General features: G+C 61.6%; 17 protein-coding genes. 3 read left to right on the top strand and 14 right to left on the bottom strand.

Features of this window, described 5'->3' with window-relative positions; genetic code table 11:
• Nucleotides 1-108: 108 nt before the first annotated feature.
• The 5 genes from ABUA09_RS09065 to ABUA09_RS09045 all read right to left on the bottom strand — a co-directional run bounded on the left by ABUA09_RS09065 (nt 109) and on the right by ABUA09_RS09045 (nt 4,590).
• Nucleotides 109-645 carry a hypothetical protein gene (locus tag ABUA09_RS09065; RefSeq protein WP_033116792.1) on the bottom strand — a complete coding sequence of 179 codons (537 nt, stop codon included), beginning with the start codon at nt 643-645 and terminating at the stop codon, nt 109-111.
• Nucleotides 646-702: 57 nt separating this feature from the next.
• Complete coding sequence (locus ABUA09_RS09060; RefSeq protein ID WP_033116791.1) at nt 703-1,068, bottom strand: type II toxin-antitoxin system PemK/MazF family toxin; 366 nt, start codon at nt 1,066-1,068, stop codon at nt 703-705.
• 200 nt (nt 1,069-1,268) lie between these two features.
• Nucleotides 1,269-2,396 carry an alanine racemase gene (alr, locus tag ABUA09_RS09055; RefSeq protein WP_349949315.1) on the bottom strand — a complete coding sequence of 376 codons (1,128 nt, stop codon included), beginning with the start codon at nt 2,394-2,396 and terminating at the stop codon, nt 1,269-1,271.
• Between the two features lie 16 nt (nt 2,397-2,412).
• Nucleotides 2,413-3,015 carry a hypothetical protein gene (locus ABUA09_RS09050; protein ID WP_279203923.1) on the bottom strand — a complete coding sequence of 201 codons (603 nt, stop codon included), beginning with the start codon at nt 3,013-3,015 and terminating at the stop codon, nt 2,413-2,415.
• A gap of 39 nt (nt 3,016-3,054) precedes the next feature.
• Nucleotides 3,055-4,590, bottom strand: a complete 1,536-nt coding sequence (locus ABUA09_RS09045) for a bifunctional ADP-dependent NAD(P)H-hydrate dehydratase/NAD(P)H-hydrate epimerase (RefSeq protein WP_033116788.1) — start codon at nt 4,588-4,590, stop codon at nt 3,055-3,057.
• Between the two features lie 436 nt (nt 4,591-5,026).
• On the opposite strand from ABUA09_RS09045, the gene pheS reads away from it, so the two are divergent.
• The 3 genes from pheS (at nt 5,027) to ABUA09_RS09030 (ending at nt 8,943) form a co-directional block, all read left to right on the top strand.
• Complete coding sequence (pheS, locus tag ABUA09_RS09040) at nt 5,027-6,052, top strand: phenylalanine--tRNA ligase subunit alpha (RefSeq protein WP_033116787.1); 1,026 nt, start codon at nt 5,027-5,029, stop codon at nt 6,050-6,052.
• A gap of 76 nt (nt 6,053-6,128) precedes the next feature.
• On the top strand, nt 6,129-8,525 hold the full coding sequence (gene pheT / locus ABUA09_RS09035) for a phenylalanine--tRNA ligase subunit beta (RefSeq protein ID WP_116721974.1): 2,397 nt from the start codon (nt 6,129-6,131) through the stop codon (nt 8,523-8,525).
• Between the two features lie 175 nt (nt 8,526-8,700).
• Complete coding sequence (locus ABUA09_RS09030) at nt 8,701-8,943, top strand: IreB family regulatory phosphoprotein (protein ID WP_075705495.1); 243 nt, start codon at nt 8,701-8,703, stop codon at nt 8,941-8,943.
• 221 nt (nt 8,944-9,164) lie between these two features.
• Here the strand turns inward: ABUA09_RS09030 and argF are convergent, their stop codons facing one another.
• From argF to ABUA09_RS08985, 9 genes are all read right to left on the bottom strand, one after another.
• Nucleotides 9,165-10,085, bottom strand: coding sequence for an ornithine carbamoyltransferase (argF, locus tag ABUA09_RS09025; RefSeq protein WP_195608436.1), 921 nt, complete (start codon nt 10,083-10,085; stop codon nt 9,165-9,167).
• A 1-nt stretch (nt 10,086) separates the two neighbouring features.
• Nucleotides 10,087-11,268, bottom strand: coding sequence for an aspartate aminotransferase family protein (locus ABUA09_RS09020; RefSeq protein WP_033116783.1), 1,182 nt, complete (start codon nt 11,266-11,268; stop codon nt 10,087-10,089).
• Between the two features lie 9 nt (nt 11,269-11,277).
• Complete coding sequence (gene argB / locus ABUA09_RS09015; RefSeq protein ID WP_279203918.1) at nt 11,278-12,132, bottom strand: acetylglutamate kinase; 855 nt, start codon at nt 12,130-12,132, stop codon at nt 11,278-11,280.
• A 79-nt stretch (nt 12,133-12,211) separates the two neighbouring features.
• Entirely contained in the window at nt 12,212-13,474 is a 1,263-nt protein-coding gene (argJ, locus tag ABUA09_RS09010; protein ID WP_279203915.1) for a bifunctional glutamate N-acetyltransferase/amino-acid acetyltransferase ArgJ, read from the bottom strand.
• A gap of 16 nt (nt 13,475-13,490) precedes the next feature.
• A complete protein-coding gene (gene argC / locus ABUA09_RS09005) occupies nt 13,491-14,429 on the bottom strand; it encodes an N-acetyl-gamma-glutamyl-phosphate reductase (protein ID WP_033116780.1) in 939 nt (312 codons plus the stop codon).
• The gene (argH, locus tag ABUA09_RS09000; protein ID WP_033116779.1) at nt 14,426-15,808 is read right to left on the bottom strand and encodes an argininosuccinate lyase; all 1,383 of its coding nucleotides are present in this window, start codon (nt 15,806-15,808) and stop codon (nt 14,426-14,428) included. Before argH ends, argC begins: the two co-directional genes overlap by 4 nt.
• A 106-nt stretch (nt 15,809-15,914) precedes the next feature.
• Entirely contained in the window at nt 15,915-17,141 is a 1,227-nt protein-coding gene (locus tag ABUA09_RS08995; RefSeq protein ID WP_033116778.1) for an argininosuccinate synthase, read from the bottom strand.
• 178 nt (nt 17,142-17,319) lie between these two features.
• On the bottom strand, nt 17,320-18,024 hold the full coding sequence (locus tag ABUA09_RS08990) for a DUF6320 domain-containing protein (protein WP_033116777.1): 705 nt from the start codon (nt 18,022-18,024) through the stop codon (nt 17,320-17,322).
• 4 nt (nt 18,025-18,028) lie between these two features.
• On the bottom strand, nt 18,029-19,318 hold the full coding sequence (locus ABUA09_RS08985) for a hypothetical protein (RefSeq protein ID WP_195615472.1): 1,290 nt from the start codon (nt 19,316-19,318) through the stop codon (nt 18,029-18,031).
• Between the last annotated feature and the right edge of the window lie 256 nt (nt 19,319-19,574).

Genomic DNA, 19,574 nt, shown 5'->3' with positions numbered 1-19,574 from the left:
CCTTGCTTCTCGCGTATCTCCAAGGGGGATCGGCGTAAATGATTTTGTATTTCTTCATCTGCACCCCCTTAATGCGCAGAGGTGGAAATCAGCGCGCCCCGTTTCCCCTCAGGAGATCTGGTAGCTTCCCCGCACCAGGACCGTCGCGTCACTGCCCGCCTGGAGTCCCCGGCCCTCTGCGGTGGAAAGATAGAGGTGGTTGGGCTGTATGGCGCCGCCGCTTGCCAGGGTAGCTCCATCGGTGGAGTCGATAAGCCCCGGCGCCGAAGCCGCCACACAGACGGCGCTCCCGCTGCGGAGCAGAAATTCACAGCCCACACCGCCCAGCAGCTTCTGCCCGGCCTTCACCGTCACCACGGCAAAGACGGCGGAAGAGGACGCCGTCCCTCCGCCGGCGGCGGCCAACTGCTCCTCCATATCCTTTTCATACTGGGCAATGGAGGCGTTGAGCTTGTCCACCAGGGCCTGCTCCCTCGTGTCCAGCCTGGCGTCCACCTCTTTGAGAATGGCGGGCGTATTCACATCGTTGAGATAACTCAGGGTGACCAGCGGGTCTGTCTGGGTTCCGGCTGCGGCCCCGAGCAGGAGCGACAGGGCGCCCGATACAGCGACTGCGGTCAAAATGGGGTTCATTGGCTTTCTCATATGTAACCTCCAAGTCAGGGGCAGAGGGGGCCGCCCGCCGGGGACGGCCCTTTCTCCTCATACCAATTGTTCGGGGTGCAGGCCGAAGCTCACTGCGATGGCGGAATCCACCTGATGCATCAGCTTGTCGTCCAGCCGACCCATCTTCTCTCTCAGCCGTTTTTTATCCAAGGTCCGGATCTGCTCCAGCAGGACCACGGAATCCTTGGGCAGGCCGTAATTCATGGCGGCCAGCTCAATGTGCGTCGGGAGCTTGGCCTTGCCGGTCTGGGATGTGATGGCGGCGGCGATCACCGTAGGGCTGTGCCGGTTGCCTGTGTCGTTTTGGACGATAAGGACCGGGCGGACACCCCCCTGTTCGCTGCCCACCACAGGGCTCAGATCGGCGTAAAAAATGTCACCGCGTTTCACGCTGTTATCCACTCATGCTCACACTCCGCTGGAAGATAGTTACCAGCGTCACCTCAGGCGGAAGCCTATGTAACGCCGTCACTATGATTCTCCCACGGGGCGGCGGGATTTATACACTTGTCTTGAAATATCAGGAAGCGGATGGTCTTCCCGCCGCCTGCCCGATGCTATGCCTCCCGGTCCATTGTATGCGCGCCAGGCGCTTGGGGACCCTATTCTCCCCTATAGACCCTCGGCACACGGGGGGACACGTCGCACAGGAGCTCATACGGAATGGTGCCTGCCAGTTCCGCGCCCGCTTCCACCGGCGTCTTGTCCCCGTAGAGGGTGGCCACATCGCCGGGGACCACTCCGGGAATGTCCGTGACGTCCACCATGCACAGGTCCATACAGACCCGTCCCACCAGGGGGGCTCTCCGCCCCCGGAGCTCCACTGCAAGCCGGTCGGAGAACAGGCGGAAAAAACCGTCTGCATAGCCCACCGGCAAGACCGCCAGCAGGCTGTCCCGTTTCAGCGTGTGGGTGCGGCCATAGCTCACCTGTGTACCGGCGGGCAGCGCTCTGACCGCCGCCACTCTGGATTTGAGGGAGAGCACTGGCAGCAGCGGACAAGTGTGCTCCATATCCGGCGCCGGATAGTGACCGTAAAGGGCGATGCCGGGGCGGATCATATCCAGGTGGGTACAGGGGTAGTTTAACACAGCGGCGCTGGCCGCGCAATGGCGAATCTCAAAGCGCACGCCCCGGGCGGCGAGCTTGTCCAGCGTATCGAGAAACCGTGTGAACTGGCACATGGTGTATTCCTCGCTGCCGTCGGCATCGGAAAAATGGGTAAAGATTCCCTCCGCACGCAGGCCGGGCAGCGCGCAGATCCGGGCAATGTCCGCCACGGAGGCGTCCATGGACGCCTCGTTGCAGAGAAAGCCCAGCCGGGACATGCCCGTGTCCACCTTGAGGTGGACCTTCAGCGTCCCGCCCCGGGCCTCGGCGCCGCGGGCAAAAGCCAACCCGGTCTCCGCATCCCCCACCGTCTGGGTGAGATCCCGGTCCAAGAGCTCGCCGGTATACTCTGGCGCAGTGGGGCCCAGGATCAGGATGGGCGTCCCCACCCCCGCCTCCCGAAGCTCTACGGCTTCATCCAGGCAGGCCACGGCCAGGTAGTCGCACCCCCGCTTCTCCAGCGTGCGGGCCACGGGGACCGCCCCGTGGCCATAAGCGTTGGCCTTCGCCACCCCTAAAAATTTGCATTTGGGCCCCGCCAGCGCCCGCAGCGCCCGGTAATTGTGCTCCATACGGGAGAGATCGATCTCCGCCCACGTCCGCTTCTGTACATCGTCCATTTCTCTGGCCTCTTTCTTATGTCGTCATGCTGAATTGTGTAAAAATACAGGCCACGATCCGGGCCCCGTCTGAGAGGATCTCCCCTTGTTTCAGGGCATGGGTGCCCGCATCGAACCACAGGGAGACCTCTGTTCCCGTGCCGGGCTGTACCTCCGGGTCCCGGCAGACCACTTTGAGGCACTCGCTCTCTCCCACCGTCTCCAGGGCGCTCTCCGCAATGAAGCCCTCCCTGGCACAGCGGAGCAGGGTCGGAGCCGCGCTGAGCGGAGAGAGCCCGGTATCGTCCAGCGGCCCTGTCTCCAGGCTCACGCCGTCGAACTCCAAGAAGGTCTCCTCCCCGCTCAGCCGCGCGGTCACACCCGCCACTTCCTCAGGCGCGACTACCGCAAGCGTGGTGTCCCCGTCCTTCTGATAGCTGAGGTCCAGGGTATATGTGTAGACTCTTTCCCCATAGTCTGCGGTGACGTCCATCCGGGCGGTGCAGCCGGACATAGAGAGGTAGTCTGCCCGGATGTCCAGCGCCAATTCATCGGTGTTGTTGCCTGTTCCCGCTTCTCCGCCGCAGGCGGCCAGCAGGCACAGGGTCATCATTAGTGCGCACACAGTTCTCTTGCGCACTTTTTTCTCCTCCTGAATCGTTTTGACCTGCGGGATGCCTCAGGACCGGCGCTCAAAGGTCTTCATGACCAGAGGCAGCCGCTCGATCATATCGCTGGGCGTCATACCATACTCCCCCAGCTCCCGGGCGCACAGGTCACCCGCCATGCCGTGGAGGCATACCGCCATGGGGATCGCCTCCCGGGCCGTCAGCCCCTGCCCCAGCAGAGAGATGATGATTCCCCCCAGTACGTCGCCGCTGCCCCCCTTGGCCATGCCCGGATTTCCCGTGGTGTTGATATAAGCCGTGCCGTCGGGGAAGGCCGCGATGGTACGGTGTCCCTTGAGCACCAGCGCGCAGCCGTGCTCCGCGGCGAACGACCTGGCCGCCGCCAGCCGGTCCCCGCCGGAAAGATCGCCGCCGATGCGGACAAATTCTCCGTCGTGGGGCGTGAGCACCGTGAAGCTGCCGCCGCGGGCATCCAACACATCTATATGTCCCTCCAGAGCGTTTATGCCGTCGGCGTCCAGCACCACCGGCAGATGGGTACTCCTGAGGATATGCCGCACCACCGAGGCCACGCCGTTCCCCCGCCCCAGTCCCGGACCGATGAGACACACATCGCAGGTATCCAGACGTCTGAGGGTCTCCTCCGTCGCCTCCAGAGAGAGCATTCCCTCTTTCCCGGATGGGAGGGGGTGGGCCATGGCCTCGTCCAGTTTGGCGGCCGCAATGGGCCAGAGAGGGGCGGGTACGCCCAGGGACACCAGCCCCGCGCCGGTGCGCACCGCCGCCCGTGCCGCGAACACAGGGGCGCCACTGTACCCCACGCTGCCCCCCAGAATGTAAACCTTTCCGTAGTCTCCCTTGTAGGAGTCCCTTGCCCGGCGGGGCAGATGGATGTCGCCGGGCCCCACGGCCCGGAGCGTCTCGTCCAGCCCCCGGATCAGCCCGGCGGGGATGCCGATGTCCGCCACAGTCAGACGTCCGCAGCACAATCCCCCCTGCCCCAAAACATGCCCCGCCTTCGGGCAGGTAAAAGTAACGGTCTCATCGGCTTCCACGGCGACCCCGAGGATTCGCCCCGTGTCGGCCTCCACCCCGCTGGCAATGTCCACCGCCACCACAGGCACAGGGCAGGTGTTCATCATCTGCACGGCGGTGTAGGGGTCCCCCCAGAGAGGCGTATTGAGCCCGATACCGAACAGAGCGTCCACCATCACGTCGCACTCCAGACACCAGGAGGCAAAGGCGGCGTCCGGCGCAAAGTCCTCCAGCGCGCCGCCCGCCTTCCGGAGACGACTCTCCATCTCCCGGCAGTCAGGGGTCATCTTCTCCCGCTTTCCCACCAGAAAGGCCCGGACCTCCAGCCCGGCCTCCATCAGGAATCGGGCCGCGGCCACGCCGTCCCCTCCATTGTTTCCCGGCCCGCAAAAAACAGCGGCCCGGCCCCCCCGCCTCCGATTCACCAGAGAGATGCATGCCTCGGCCACGGCCTTTGCGGCGTTCTCCATCAGCAGTGTGGAACAGATCCCTCGGTCCTGAATGGCCGCGCGGTCGATCTCTCTCATCTGCGCGGCGGTTGCGATCAGCATAGCCATATCTCCTCAGTCAGCGTTCTTTTCTTGCACAGGCAGCGCCCTCCGGTCGGGGCGGCGCACTCCCCGTTGCCTGACATTGTACCACTCGGACGCGTATTTGTCTAACTCCGTATGAAAAACCATCTTGCAATTTTCCCGCCAATGTGATATAAAAGACAATTGTAAACGCGAGGAACGGGAAAATAGCGTCAAACCGCCGCCAAGAGAGGTCTGGTCACCGGCTGAGAGCCAGACTGCGGACGCTGCGCTTGGTTCGCCCGGGAGCGGCTGCGGGGAAAGACGTGGACGGCTGCCCGCCGTTAGAGGGGGTTGAGTGCGCGCCGGGTGCGGTGCGAATCGTGGGTGGTACCGCGGAAGGTTTGCCTTTCGTCCCTTGTATGGGATGAGGGGCCTTTTTTATTGTGAAAATACGCAAAGGAGCTGCGATTTTATGAAGGAAAAACTGGAACAGATCAGGCGCGAGGCCCTTGCGGCCCTCTCCGAGACCAAGACGGCCCAGGACTTGGATGCGCTGCGGGTCAAATACCTGGGGAAGAAGGGTGCGCTCACCGCCGTCCTCAAGCAGATGGGCGGCCTGTCCGCCGAGGAGCGGCCCATTATCGGTCAGCTCGCCAACGAAGTGCGTGAGGCCCTGACCACCGCCCTGGAGCAGGAGCAGAAGCGGATCGAGAAGGCCGCCCTGGACGCCCGGCTGGAGCTGGAGCAGGTGGACGTGACCATCCCCGGCAAGCCTGTGGAGCTGGGCCACCGCCACCCCATGTATATCGCCCTGGACGAGATCAAGGATATCTTCGTGGGCATGGGCTTCCAAGTGCTGGACGGCCCCGAGGTGGAGCTGGCAGAATATAACTTTGACAAGCTCAACGCACCTGAAGGGCATCCCTCCCGCGACTGGTCTGACACCTTCTACTTTGATCAGGACAGCCGGGTGATGCTCCGCTCCCAGACCTCTCCCATGCAGGTGCGGGCTATGGAGACCATGCCCCTGCCCATCCGCATCATCGCCCCCGGCCGCGTCTACCGGAAGGACGAGGTGGACGCCACTCACTCCCCCATGTTCCATCAAGTGGAGGGCATGGTCATTGACAAGGGCGTCACCATGGCCGACCTGAAGGGGACGCTCAACACTGTGATGGAGCAGCTCTACGGAGAGGGCACCGTCACCCGTTTCCGCCCCCACCACTTCCCCTTCACCGAGCCCTCCTGCGAGATGGACGTGCAGTGCCACAAGTGCGGCGGTGCCGGCTGCCCCACCTGCAAGGGCGAGGGCTGGATCGAAGTGCTGGGCGCCGGCATGGTCCATCCCAGAGTGCTGGAGATGGCCGGTATCGATCCCGAGGTCTACAGCGGCTGGGCCTTCGGCATGGGTCTGGAGCGGCTGGCCCTGCGGCAGTTCAAGATCGCCGACATGCGGCTCATCTTCGAAAATGATGTGCGCTTCCTGGAGCAATTCTGAGATACCGAGGCCGGCGCGGCGGACCTACATCCGGTCCGCTCTGCGACTATGGACGATAAGCAAGGAGTTTTGACATATGAAATTATCCCGTGAATGGCTGAACGAATTCACCCCCGTCTCGGCCCCCGACCGCGACTTTGCCGAGGCCATGACACTCTCCGGCTCCAAGGTGGAGATCACCGAGGTGGAGGGCGCCGAGATCGAAAACGTAGTGGTGGGCAAGGTTCTCTCCCTGATCCGTCACCCCAATTCCGACCACATGTGGATCTGTCAGGTGGACATCGGCGGGGCCGCCCCGATACAGATCGTCACCGGCGCACAGAACGTCCGGGAGGGCGACTTGGTGCCCGTGGCCAAGGACGGCTCCACCCTCCCCGGCGGAGTCCACATCACCGCAGGAACGCTCCGCGGAGAGGCCTCTGTGGGCATGCTCTGCTCCTACAAGGAGCTGGGCATGACCGACCATGACTGGCCCCTGAGCATCGTGGACGGCATCTTCATTTTAAATAGCGACCCCGACCTGAGCGCCAGGGACCTCCGCCCCGGCGACGATCTTCGGGCGGCCATCGGCTATCACGACCACGTAGTGGAGTTTGAGATCACCCCCAACCGTCCCGACTGCCTCTCCGTCATCGGTCTGGCGCGGGAGGCGGCCGCCACCTTCGGCACCCCCCTCACCCTCCATACGCCGGAGGTGAAGGGCGGCGGGCCCGGCGCCCTCCGCGACTTGCTGGACGTGGAGACTCCCGATGCGGACCTGTGCCCCCGGTACACCGCCCGGATGGTACGCAACGTAAAGATCGGCCCCTCCCCCCTGTGGATGCGCCAGCGGCTGCGGGCCATGGGCGTGCGTCCCATCAACAACATCGTGGACATCACCAACTACGTCATGCTGGAGTATGGCCAGCCCATGCACGCCTTTGACTACCGCTATGTAAAGGGCGGAAGGATCATCGTCCGCCGTGCAAAAGACGGCGAGACTCTCACCACCCTGGACGGAACCCCCCGCAAGCTCAATCCCAGCATGCTGGTCATCGCCGACGCACACAGGGCTGTGGGATTGGCTGGCATCATGGGCGGTCTGAACAGCGAAATTGTAGACGACACCGTGGATGTGGTCTTTGAGTCGGCCAACTTCGACGGCACTACCATCCGCCGCACCGCCTTGTCCTTGGGTATGCGCACGGAGGCCTCCGCCAAGTACGAGAAGGGTCTGGACCCCATGAACACCCTCCCCGCCGTAAATCGCGCCTGCGAGCTGGTAGAGCTCCTGGGGGCCGGCGAAGTGGTGGATGGCGTCATCGACATTCTCAATCACGTTCCTCAGCCCACCGTTCTGGATCTGGAGCCGGAAAAGATCAACGACCTGCTGGGTACCGACGTCTCCGGCGAAGAGATGGCCTCCATCCTCCGCAAGCTGGATTTCCAGGTGGAAGGAGACCGCATCACCGTCCCGTCCTGGCGTGGGGACGTGCTGACCATGGCCGACTTGGCCGAGGAGGTGGCCCGCTTCCATGGCTACAACCGCATTCCCGTCACCCTGATGCGCGGAACCACCACCCAGGGCGGCTATTCCCCCGCGCAGCGCCTGGAGCGGCGCCTGGGACAGACCTGCCGCAGCGCCGGCTACGACGAAATCATCACCTACTCTTTCATCTCTCCGACCTATTATGACAAGATCGGCTGGGCGCCGGAAGATCCCCGCCGCCGCAGCCTGAAAATCCTCAACCCCCTTGGAGAGGACACTTCCATCATGCGCACCACCACTCTGCCCTCCATGCTGGAAATTCTGGCCCGCAACTATAATTTCCGCAACAAGAGCGCGCGGCTCTATGAGCTGGGCAGGATCTATCTCCCCAGGGCCGACGGCCTTGCCGACGAGCCCAAGGTACTCTCGCTGGGCGCTTATGGGGACATAGACTTTTTCGGTCTCAAGGGCGTGGTGGAGGCTCTGCTCCACAGCATACGGGTTGGGGGCGTATCCTACCAAGCCTGCCGCGACAACGCCTCCTACCATCCAGGCCGCTGTGCCACCGTCTGTGTCGGCGGGGAGCAGATCGGCGTCCTGGGGCAGATCCATCCCACCGTATGCGCCAATTATGGCGTGGACACCGCGCTCTACTGCGCCGAGCTCTCCTTCGAGGCCCTCATGCGCTTCCAGGGGCCCGAGCCGGAGTATGTCCCCCTGCCCAAGTTCCCCAGCGTAGCCCGGGACATCGCCGTGGTCTGTGACGCCTCTATCCCCGTGGCCACCCTGGAAAACTGCATCAGCCGGGGCGCCAGGGGCCTGCTCAAGGAAGTAGAGCTCTTCGACATCTACACCGGCGCTCCCATCCCCGCGGGCAAAAAGAGCGTGGCGTTTAACCTGACTCTCCGCTCCGATGAGCGCAGCCTCACCGCCGCCGAGGCCGACGAGGACGTAAAGAGCGTGCTGGAGCTGCTGCAAAAGGAACTGGGCGCCGTTCTGCGCTGATCCGGACCTCTTTTTCATTTGTACAAATTCCTCCAGTGCCCCGACGCATGCGCCGGTGAGTCCTTAATTAAACATAAATTTTCTTCTTCTCCCCTTTACACCATGCGTAATTTCAGCTACAATTGGTAACAGTAACGGGCAGTGCCCCAGGAGGTGTACCGACGTGAACCAGCAAATGGATTTTACGCGCAAATTCAATCTGAACGAGGACAAGGGCGACGAGATCAAGGCCATTCTGACCTCTGTGTACAACTCGCTCCAGGAGAAGGGGTATAACCCCATCAATCAGATCGTCGGATATATCCTCTCCGAAGACCCCACCTATATCACCAACTACAACAACGCCCGCTCCCTCATCCGCCGGCTGGACCGGGATGAGTTGCTGCAAGAGCTGGTGAAGAAGTACTTGGCCGATTAGGGCTTGTCTGAACATTGCCGACAGGCCGAGTTCCCTTGCCGCCGGACCTATTGCAATATACAAACAGGCCTTGGGCTTTGCCTGTGCGTGAGGGGAAGGTTTTCTTTCCCGCCGTGCCGCCCTTCGGACTTTGCCGGCAAAGTCTCTGCGTTCGGCTTCCTTGTGAGGATAAAAAATCGCCCCGTCCGCTGGACGGGGCGATTTTTTATCCTTGATACCGCTCACTGCTCACCCATGAGCAGATACATGACCGCCTTCTGGGCATGGAGGCGGTTCTCCGCCTCGTCAAAAATCTCATCTGCGTGGGCTTCGAATACCTCGGCGGTGATCTCCTCTCCACGGTGGGCGGGCAGGCAGTGCTGCACCATGGCCCCGGGGTGCGCCGCCTTCATCAGCTCCGCGTTGACCTGATAGATCCCCTCAAAGGCCAACCGGCGCTTCTCACGCTCCTCCTCCTGCCCCATGGAGGCCCACACATCGGTGATGACCACATCGGCGCCCTCCGCGGCCTCCCTGGGGTCCCGGCAGAGGGTAAACTTGGCGTCGGTGACCGTCTTTGCAAAGTCCAGCACCTTGGCATCGGGATCATAGCCCTCCGGGCAGGCCACGGACACGTCCATGCCGCATTTGAGGCCGCCCACAATCAGGGAGTTGGCCATGTTGTTGCCGTCGCCGACAAAGCAGAGCTTCAGCCCTTCCAGGCGGGTCATCCGCTCCCGGACGGTCATGAGATCGGCCAGGACCTGGCAGGGATGGGCGAAGTCCGTCAGTCCGTTAATGACGGGAATGGAGGCATATTTTGCCAGCTCCTCCACCTCGTCCTGGCCATAGGTGCGGATCATGATGCCGTCACAGTACCGGGACAGGACCCGCGCGGTGTCCTCGATGGGCTCCCCACGGCCAATCTGGCTCTCCTTGCCGGAGAGGAAAAGGGCGTGTCCCCCCAACTGATACATGCCGGTCTCGAAGGAGACCCGGGTGCGGGTGGAATTCTTCTCAAAGATCATAGCCAGCGTCTTGCCCTGGAGATAGTTGTGGGTAAGGCCATGCTTCTGGTTGTACTTCATCTGGTCGCCCACATTGAGAATCCTGGTGATATCCTCCCGGGTGAGGTCCAGCAGCTTCAAAAGGTCTTTCTGCATCTTACATTCCCCCCAGCGTCTGTTTCATGATGGCAAGGCCCTTGTCCATTTCGTCCTTGGTGATGGTGAGCGGCGGTAGCAGGCGAAGGGCGGGGCCCGCCGTCAGCACCAGAAGCCCGTTTTCCATGAGCTGCACCGCCACGTCCCGGTTGGTCCGGCCGGGCTTCACCTCGATGCCGATCATCAGTCCCAGTCCCCTTGTCTTCCCCAGACACGGCAACTCCAAGGATTCAATGGCCCCCCGCAGATAATTTCCCTTGTCGGTGATCTCCCCCATCACATCCTCGCTGAGAATTTGCAGCGTCGCCAGCGCGGCGGCGGCGCAGACGGGGTTGCCGCCGAAGGTGGTGGCATGGGTGCCCGGCGTGAGAACGCCGCGGCACTTCTCGCTGACCAGAAAGCCGCCGAAGGGCAGCCCCCCTGCAATGCCCTTGGCAAAGGACACCGCATCGGGCAGAATACCGTACTGCTGATAACAGAACAGAGTGCCGGTGCGCCCGATCCCCGTCTGGACCTCGTCCACCAGCAGCAGCCAGTCCCGCTCGGCACAGAGGACTGCCAGATCGTGGACAAAGCCCTGGTCCAGCGGATAGACGCCGCTCTCCCCCTGGATCAGCTCCAGCATGACCGCGCAGACGTCGTGGCCGGAGACCTCGGCGATCCCATCCATGGTGGGCTCGGCAAAACGGAACCCATCGGTGAACGGGAAGAAATAGTTATGGAATACATCCTGACCAGTGGCCGACAGAGTGGTGACGGTGCGGCCATGGAAAGAATTTTTCAGGGTGAGGATGGTCCCCCTCCCCTTCCCGTACTTGTCGAAGGAATATTTCCGGGCCAGCTTGATGAGGCCCTCGTTGGATTCCGCGCCGGAATTGGCGAAAAAGGCCGCCGACATGCCGGCCCGGCGGCAGAGCTGTTCGGCCAGCTGGCCGCAGGGCTGGGTATAGAAGAGATTGGACATATGCCCCAGCCTGGCGGCCTGGACGGCGATGGCGTCCACCCATTTGGGGTTGGCGCAGCCGATAGAGTTCACCCCGATGCCGGAGGTGAAGTCGATATACTCCCTGCCCTCCGCACTATAGAGCGTAGCGTTCTTGCCATGGTCGACGTCTACCGGGAAGCGGGCATAGGTGTTGAGGACATATTGGTCGTCCCGGGCTTTGATGGTCTGAAAATCCATGATATCACCTCACAGAAGCATAGTGCCGATGCCCTCGTCGGAGAGCATTTCGATCAGGATGGAGTGGGGAATGCGCCCGTCCAGAATGTGAGTGCGCTCCACTCCGCTGCGGACCGCCTCCACACAACAGTCCACCTTGGGGATCATCCCCCCTTGAATGATCCCGTCCTTGACCAGTCCCGGGACCTCCGGGAGCTCCACCACATGGATGAGCGTCTCTTCGTTCTTGGGGTCCCGCAGCAGACCCCGCACATCGGTGAGAAGGATGAGCTTTTCCGCATGGAGGGCCACCGCCAGCTTGGCGGCGGCAGTGTCGGCGTTGATGTTGTAGGCCGTCTCCCCGTCCACCCCCTGGGCCACGGTGGACACCACCGGAATATAGCCGTCGGCCAGGGCGTCCTCTACGATGGAGGGGTCCACCTGGATGATCTCCCCCACCAGGCCGTAGCGCTCGCTGAGCTTCCGGGCCTGGAAAAGTCCGGCATCCATCCCGCACAGGCCCAAAGCCCGTCCGCCCATGCGGTTCAGGGTGGCCACCAAGTCCTTGTTCACCTTGCCGCACAGCACCTGCTGAACGACCTCCATGGTCTCCTCATCGGTATAACGGAGGCCGTCCACAAACCTGGACTCCTTGCCGATCTTCTTCAGCATGGCGGATATCTCCGGCCCGCCGCCGTGGACCACCACCACCTGGATCCCCACCAGATGGAGCAGGATGATGTCGCTGATGACGGCTTTGCGCAGCGCTTCGGAAATCATGGCGTTCCCGCCGTATTTGACCACCACGGTCTTGCCGTTGTATTTTTGAATGTAGGGGAGCGCCTCGGCCAGGACCTGTGCGCGCTCCACATGGGAACTGGACATTTTCTTTACGCCTCCATTGACCGCGGGCGGCCATGGCCGCCCCCCGCGGGGATCTCTCTTTCCCGGGGCTCTCCGCCTCTCAGGTCCTGTAATCGCCGTTGATCTTTACATAGTCGTAGGTGAGGTCGCAGCCCCAGCAGGTGGCCTGCTGGTCGCCCTCGTGGAGGTCCACATCGATGACCACCTCATCCTGGCTGAGGATCGTGGTGGCCTGCTCCTCGTCGAAATCCACGCCGGCACCCTGGCGGCACACCAGCACCTCGCCCACCACAGAGCGGAACTTCACATCCACAAACTCCGGGCGGAAGGGGGCCTTGGAGTAACCCATGGCGCACAGCACCCGGCCCCAGTTTGCGTCAGAGCCAAACATGGCGGCCTTTACCAGAGAGGATCCCACCACGCTCTTGGAGAGCCGTTCGGCGCTCTCCTCGCTGCGGGCGTTCCGCACGGTGCAGGTGATGAGCTTGCTGGCCCCCTCGCCGTCGGCGGCAATGCTGCGGGCAAGCTGCTCAAAGACGCTGTAGAGCGTCTTATAAAATACGGTATAATTGTCGTCCTTCCACTCAATAAGGGGGTTCTCCGCCATACCGTTGGCCAGCACCACGCACATATCGTTGGTGGAGGTATCCCCGTCAATGGTCACGCGGTTGAAGGTACGGGGAACGATCTCATGCAGGGCGTCGGAGAGCATCTCCTGTGTGACGGCGCAGTCAGTGGTGACAAAGCAAAGCATTGTGCCCATATTGGGATGGATCATGCCGGAGCCTTTGGCGATGGCCCCGATGGTGACAGTCTTTCCCCCCACCATGCAGGAGACCGCCAGCTCCTTTTTCATGGTATCCGTGGTCATAATGGCGTTGGCGGCCGCGTCGGAGCCATCCTTCGAGAGCTGTGCCGCCGCCTGGGGCAGCCCCTGCTCAATGGCGGCGATGTTCAGTTCCTGACCGATGACGCCGGTGGATGCCACCACAAAATCGCTGGCCTTCAGACCCGTGGCTGCGGCGGCCAGCTCACACATCCGCTCTGCGTGCTCATGGCTGTTGGGGGCGCAGGCGTTGGCATTGCCGGAATTGGCCACGATGCCCTGGGCCTCTCCGTTTTCCAGATGGTCCATGGTGACATACAGCGGGGCCGCCTTCACCCGGTTGAGGGTGTACACGGCGGCGGCGGTGCACTCCCTCTCTGAGAGGATGAGGGCCAAGTCCTTTTTGCCCTCCAGCACCTCGGGCATTTTGCTCATGGGGGGCTGATTGCCGTCCCCCTTGCCCTTCTTGACGCCGCAGTGGACGCCGGACGCCTGGAATCCTTTAGGGGCGGTGACTCCGCCGGGAAGCATTTTCATATCCATATCCTCCTCATCACAGGGCAAGCCCTGCGGTTTCATCAAAGCCGAGCATCAGATTCATATTCTGAACCGCCGCGCCGGAGGCTCCCTTGCCCAGATTGTCAAAACGGGCCACTACGATGGTCTGCTCCTCATGCCCCCAGACGGACAGCTCCAGCCGGTCCGTTCCAGCCAGCGCATTGGCGGCCAAAAAACTGCCTTCCTTTTCAAAGGGCGCCACGCGCACCACCTGCTGGTCCTCATAATACCGGGCCAGGATCTCGCAGAGATCCTCCGCCGTGGGCTTACCGGTGAGACGGGCGTTGTGGAGCATCAGGCAGGAGGCCATGCCCTTATAATAGTCGTCCACGATGGGGCAGAACACCGGCGGCTCGTCCAATCCGGAGAGGGCCTTCATCTCCGGCAGATGCTTATGCCGGAGCGTGGTTCCATAAATGCGCGGGCTATCAAGCGCCTCGTCCTTGCCCTCCCCCTCATATTCGGCTATCATCTTTTTGCCCCCCCCGGAATAACCGGTGAGGGAGTAACATGTCACCGGGTAATCCCTGGGGAGCACACCCGTGGCCACCAGAGGGGCGGCAGCGGAGAGAAAGCCGGTGGCGTGACAACCCGGGTTCGCCGTACGCTTGGCAAACTTCACCCGCTGACGCTGCCCGGCCAGCAGCTCCGGAAAGCCATAGACCCAGCCGGGCGAGGTGCGATGGGCGGTAGAGGCGTCGATTACCTTTGTGCGGTCGTTCTCAATGAGCGCCACAGCCTCTCTGGCCGCGGCGTCGGGCAGGCACAAGAACACCAGATCCGCATCATTCAGGAGCTTTTTCCGCTCCTGCGCGTCCTTGCGCTTTTCCGGATCGATGCGCAGGAGCTCGATATCCTCCCGGCCGCCCAGGCGCTCATATATCTGGAGCCCCGTGGTCCCCTCCTGGCCGTCGATAAACACTTTGGGTCTCATTCCGTCCTCGCCTCTACAAACTCCTTGATGTGCTCGATCTGCGTTTTGACCGAGTCGGGCGCGGGGCCGCCGTAGACTTTGCGGCCTCCCACGCATGTCTTGAGCTCCAGCGCCTGGTATACATCGGGCCCAAAGGCCCCGGAGACCGACTGGAAGTCCTTCAGCGGCAAGGTGTCCAGGGTCTCCCCCGTCTTGATGCACATATGCACCAGCCGGCCAACGATCATATAGGCGTCCCGGAAGGGAAGCCCCTTCTTCACCAGATAATCGGCGCAGTCTGTGGCGTTGATAAAGCCGCCGGCAGCCGCCTTCTGCATGTTCCGGTTCTTTACTGTCAACGTATCCACCATGGCGGCAAAGACGGGCAGGCACTGTTCCACTGTATCGATGGCGTCGAAGACGGGCTCTTTGTCCTCCTGCATGTCCTTGTTATAGGCCAGGGGCAGACCCTTCATGATGGTGAGCAGCGTAATGAGGGAGCCGTAGACCCGGCCCGTCTTGCCCCGGACCAGCTCGGCCACATCCGGGTTCTTTTTCTGCGGCATGATGGAAGAGCCGGTGGAATAGGCGTCGTCCAGCTCCACGAATTTGAACTCCCAGGAGCACCAGAGGATGATCTCCTCCGAAAAACGGGAGAGGTGCATCATGAGGATGGACAGCGCCGAGGTAAACTCAATGGCAAAGTCCCGGTCGGACACGGAGTCCAGAGAGTTGTCGGTGGGCTTCCGGAACCCCAGGGCCTGGGCGGTCTGGAACCGGTCCACCGGATAGGTGGAGGTGGCCAGGGCACCGGCGCCCAGCGGACACTCATCCATACGCTCCAGGCAGTCCTCCAGCCGGGTCACATCCCGCTTGAGCATGTTGGCATAGGCCATCATGTAGTGGGCAAAGGTGGTGGGCTGTGCCCGCTGGAGATGGGTATAGCCAGGCATCACGGCATCCAGATTGGCCTCCGCCTTTTTAACCAGTACCTTCTCCAGGTCCAGGATCATGCCGACGATCACAGGGATCTCCTTTTTTACATAGAGCCGGAAGTCCACAGCCACCTGGTCGTTCCGGCTGCGGGCGGTGTGGAGTCGCTTGCCCGTGTCGCCGATGCGGGAGGTGAGCTCGCTCTCAATGTTCATGTGGATATCTTCGTTCTCCTCGGAGAATTCCACTGCCCCGGCCTCAATGTCCTTGAGAATCGCTTGGAGACCCTGGATAATCTTTTCCGCCTCATGCTCCTCGATGACGCCCTGTTTTCCCAGCATGGTCGCATGGGCGATGGAGCCCGCAATGTCCTCCTGATAGAGCCGGGCGTCAAAGCTGATGGAGGAATTGAAATCGTTGACCGCCGTATCGGTCTCCTTCTGGAATCGTCCTGCCCAAAGTTTCATAGCAACTATCACTCCAAATAAACAGAGACGGAACGCATAAATGCGTTCCCTACGATTTTTGTAGGGAGCGGATTCACCCGCCCCGTCTCCGAAAGATGTATTTGATTTACTTCAGCTTGCCCTGCTCCCGCAGCGCCTGGACCGTGTCGGGCAGTCCCCAGAGGTTGATGAATCCAGCGGAGTCCTTCTGGTCATAGTCGCTCTCCTCAAAGGTGACCAGATTCTCGGAATACAGGGTCTCGGGAGAGGTGACGCCGGCGGTGATGATATTGCCCTTATACAGCTTGAGCTTCACGGTGCCGGTGACGTGCTCCTGCGTTTTGGATGCAAACGCGCTCAGGGCCTCCCGCAGCGGCGTGAACCACTTTCCGTTGTAAACCAGGTCGGCAAAGTCCACCGCCAGCTTGCTCTTCATATGGGCGGTGTCCTTGTCGATGGTGATCATCTCCAGCACCTCATGGGCGCGGTAGAGGATGGTGCCGCCCGGCGTCTCATAGACGCCCCGGTCCTTCATCCCTACCAGACGGTTCTCCACGATATCCAGCAGGCCGATACCGTTGGCGCCGCCCAGCTCATTGAGCTTGCGCACCACGTCGGACGCCTTCATCTTTACGCCGTCCACCGCCACGGGCACACCCTGGGCAAAGTCGATGGTCACATAGGTGGGCGCATCGGGGGCCTGGACAGGGCTTACGCCCATCTCCAGGAATCCGGGCTTCTCATACTGGGGCTCGTTGGCGGGGTCCTCCAGATCCAGGCCCTCATGGGAGAGGTGCCACAGATTCTTGTCCTTGGAATAATTGGTCTCACGGCTGATCTTCAGGGGGACGTTGTGGGCCTCGGCATAGTCGATCTCCTCATCACGGCCTTTGATATCCCACTCCCGCCAAGGTGCGATGATCTTCATCTCAGGTGCAAACCGCTTGATGGCCAGCTCGAACCGGACCTGGTCGTTGCCCTTGCCGGTGCAGCCATGGCAGATGGCGTCGGCCCCCTCCTTTTCGGCGATCTCCACCAGGCGCTTGGCGATGATGGGCCGGGCGAAGGCGGTGCCGAGCAGGTAGTCCTCATACTTGGCCCCCATCTGCATGGAAGGGATAATCACCTCGTCCACCATCTCGTCGGTCAGGTCCTCCACATACAGCTTGGAGGCCCCCGTCTTGATGGCCTTCTCCTCCAGACCGTCCAGCTCGGTGCCCTGTCCCACGTCGCCGGAGACGGCGATGATCTCAGGGTCACCGTAATTCTCTTTCAGCCAGGGAATGATGATGGATGTATCCAGTCCGCCGGAATAGGCGAGAACTACTTTTTTGATCTTTTTCTGCTCAGCCATGGTGAAAACCTCCGTGTCCTTCAAATGTTGTGGCTAGTGTACCACGTCTTGCTGGAAAATGCAAGTAGCAACTCGCATAAATATGCGAGTTGCTACCTATTTTTCTGATTCAATTTTACGAACTTGCGCATAATATTCAAATATTTATGAATATTCATGATGCGTGCATCTTCTGTCCCTACATATGGAACCTCCGCCGCGCCTCATCCCTGAGGGCAGGGCGGTGGCGGACGACCAGCAGAGGGATGATCAGGGCAATGCAGACCGTTGCCACCACGATGGACCAGCCCGGTTCATAGCTCCCGCCCATCCAGCGGTCCACAAAGAGTTCGATCCCCACCACAAAGAGGCCGACGGCGCCGATGATCAGCGTAACGCTGCTGAGAATGGAGCGACCGCGGCTGAGGATCAGTCCCAATGCGGTGACGATGGCTCCGCCGGTCAGTATGATGGGCAGGGCCAGCCCCAGAAACCACCGCTGTCCGTGGAGGTCGATGGAGATCAGATAGACATATACCCCCACCGCGCAGGAGTCCAGCAGCAGCCGCACCCACAGGGGCATCCCCCGCAGAAGGAGCGGCGGCACCAGCCAGAGCCACAGCATCACAGCCGCGCCAACGACGTAAAGGGACCAGGGCCGCCCGGAGTGCAGGAAGAACAGATTGAGCACCCCGCACAGCACGGCCACCGAGGCAAACATCGCGGAGATGAGCAGGGCCAGTTCCTTTTTGCTGGCGGGCTGCACCTCCTTCCGTCGACTGGGGAAGGGCGGCGGAAGCTCGGCATCCACCGGCCGATTGGGGTTCTGGACCGGCGTGTGACAGAGCGGACATGCTCTGGCCGTGGCGTCCAGCTCCACACCGCAGTTGACGCAGTAGGACATGGTTTCACTCCTCCCGATTGGAGATCACCTTGACATGGATTCCCTCCCGCACCAGGTGGCGGAAAAAATCCCGCTCCACTTCGGACTCCTTCACCGTACCGGCGAAGGTGATCTCCATGGTATTGCCGAAGCTGAGGGAGGCGCAGTTGGCCCGGGGCGTGTAAGACTGGCCCAGAATGACCTCCATGCGCTGGATGTGGGGCTCCATCACCGCCGGCACCTGGAAGGCGCCGGGGTTGGTGAAGGTGGTGGAATAGGGGCGGCAGCCCGCGATCTTGTAGCTCACCGCCATGGCCAAATTTTTCAGCGGGGCGGGGACGATCTGAAGCAGGCGGTTCTTCTGGAGCATCACGTTGCGGGTGATCACCGCCTGCATTTCCTGGCGGCTGATGTGCAGACGCATATGGTGGTGGACTTGGGCGACGATCTCAGGAAAAGTGTAATCGCCCAGCTCGGGATCAATGGAGGGCCGGACCGTCAGGATGAAGTTCCGCAGCGTTTTGGACGGAAAGTGGGGCCGCAGATTGATGGGGACTGCCAGAGCCACAGGCAGCTCTCTCCGCCGCCCCTCCCGGCGCTGCTTGGCCAGTATGGCCTCGATGAGCACCGCCGCCAGATATTCCGTCACGGACGCGCCATAGCCATGGGCCGTCTCCCGGAGCTTGTCCAGTGGCACCAGACCCATGGTCACGTTCAGCGTGTAAAAGGGCTCCGGCGTACCATTCCCCTGATAGGCCCGCCGATCCCCCATCCCCTTTCGGACCCGGGACTTGGCATAGCGGAAGTAGGCATCCTCCTGCTCCTCCCGCGGGGGCGGCTCATCGATGTCCAGGACCCCGTCGGTGTTGGGGATGTCGTGCCCCAGCTCCCGGAGATAGACGGCCAGCAGCGTGCGGAGCAGCGTCAGGGACCCGGCTCCGTCGGCCAGAGCGTGAAAGACCTCCAGCGAGATCCTGTGTCCATAGTAAAAAAAACGGATGAGCCAGCCATCATCCTCTCCAAAGCGCACCGGCTGGCATGGATTTTTCATATCCTCCTTGACAAAGGGGCCCGGCGCGCCGTTGGGCTCAAAGTAATACCAGAAGGCGCCCCGCTTAATGCGGACCCGGAATCCCGGGAACCGGGGCAGGGTCTTGTCGATGGCCCTTTGCAGCGCCTCGGGGTCCACCAGCTCTGTCATCACGGCGGAAAAACGGTAGATCGCCGAGTAGTTCTCCTTTTGAATGGCGGAGTACATCATGGCCGCATTGTCCAGCTTGTACCAAACCGGCTTCTGCCTCTTCTCCCTCGCCATCCGACCGCGCCTCCTCTCCGTTCACGGATGGTATTTTATCACAGCACGGACGCGAAGACAAGGAGAACTGCGGGAACTCCCTATCTGGACACTGCCCCATCCCTTAACCTTTTGTTCATAAGCGGTAGGGGTTGCACATTAATTAAAGTGTTCTTGACTATTACAATACCCCTTCGAAGTTTATTTATCTTGTGTAAAAGCAGACCCACTCCACGACCGTTGCAATCCCGCCCACGATCAAATAGGAGAACAGCTG

The organism is Intestinimonas sp. RTP31139st1_F5_RTP31139_211217, from assembly GCF_040226735.1.
Classification (GTDB): Bacteria; Bacillota; Clostridia; order Oscillospirales; family Oscillospiraceae; genus Intestinimonas; species Intestinimonas butyriciproducens.
This window is presented reverse-complemented; position numbering and strand designations above follow the sequence as displayed.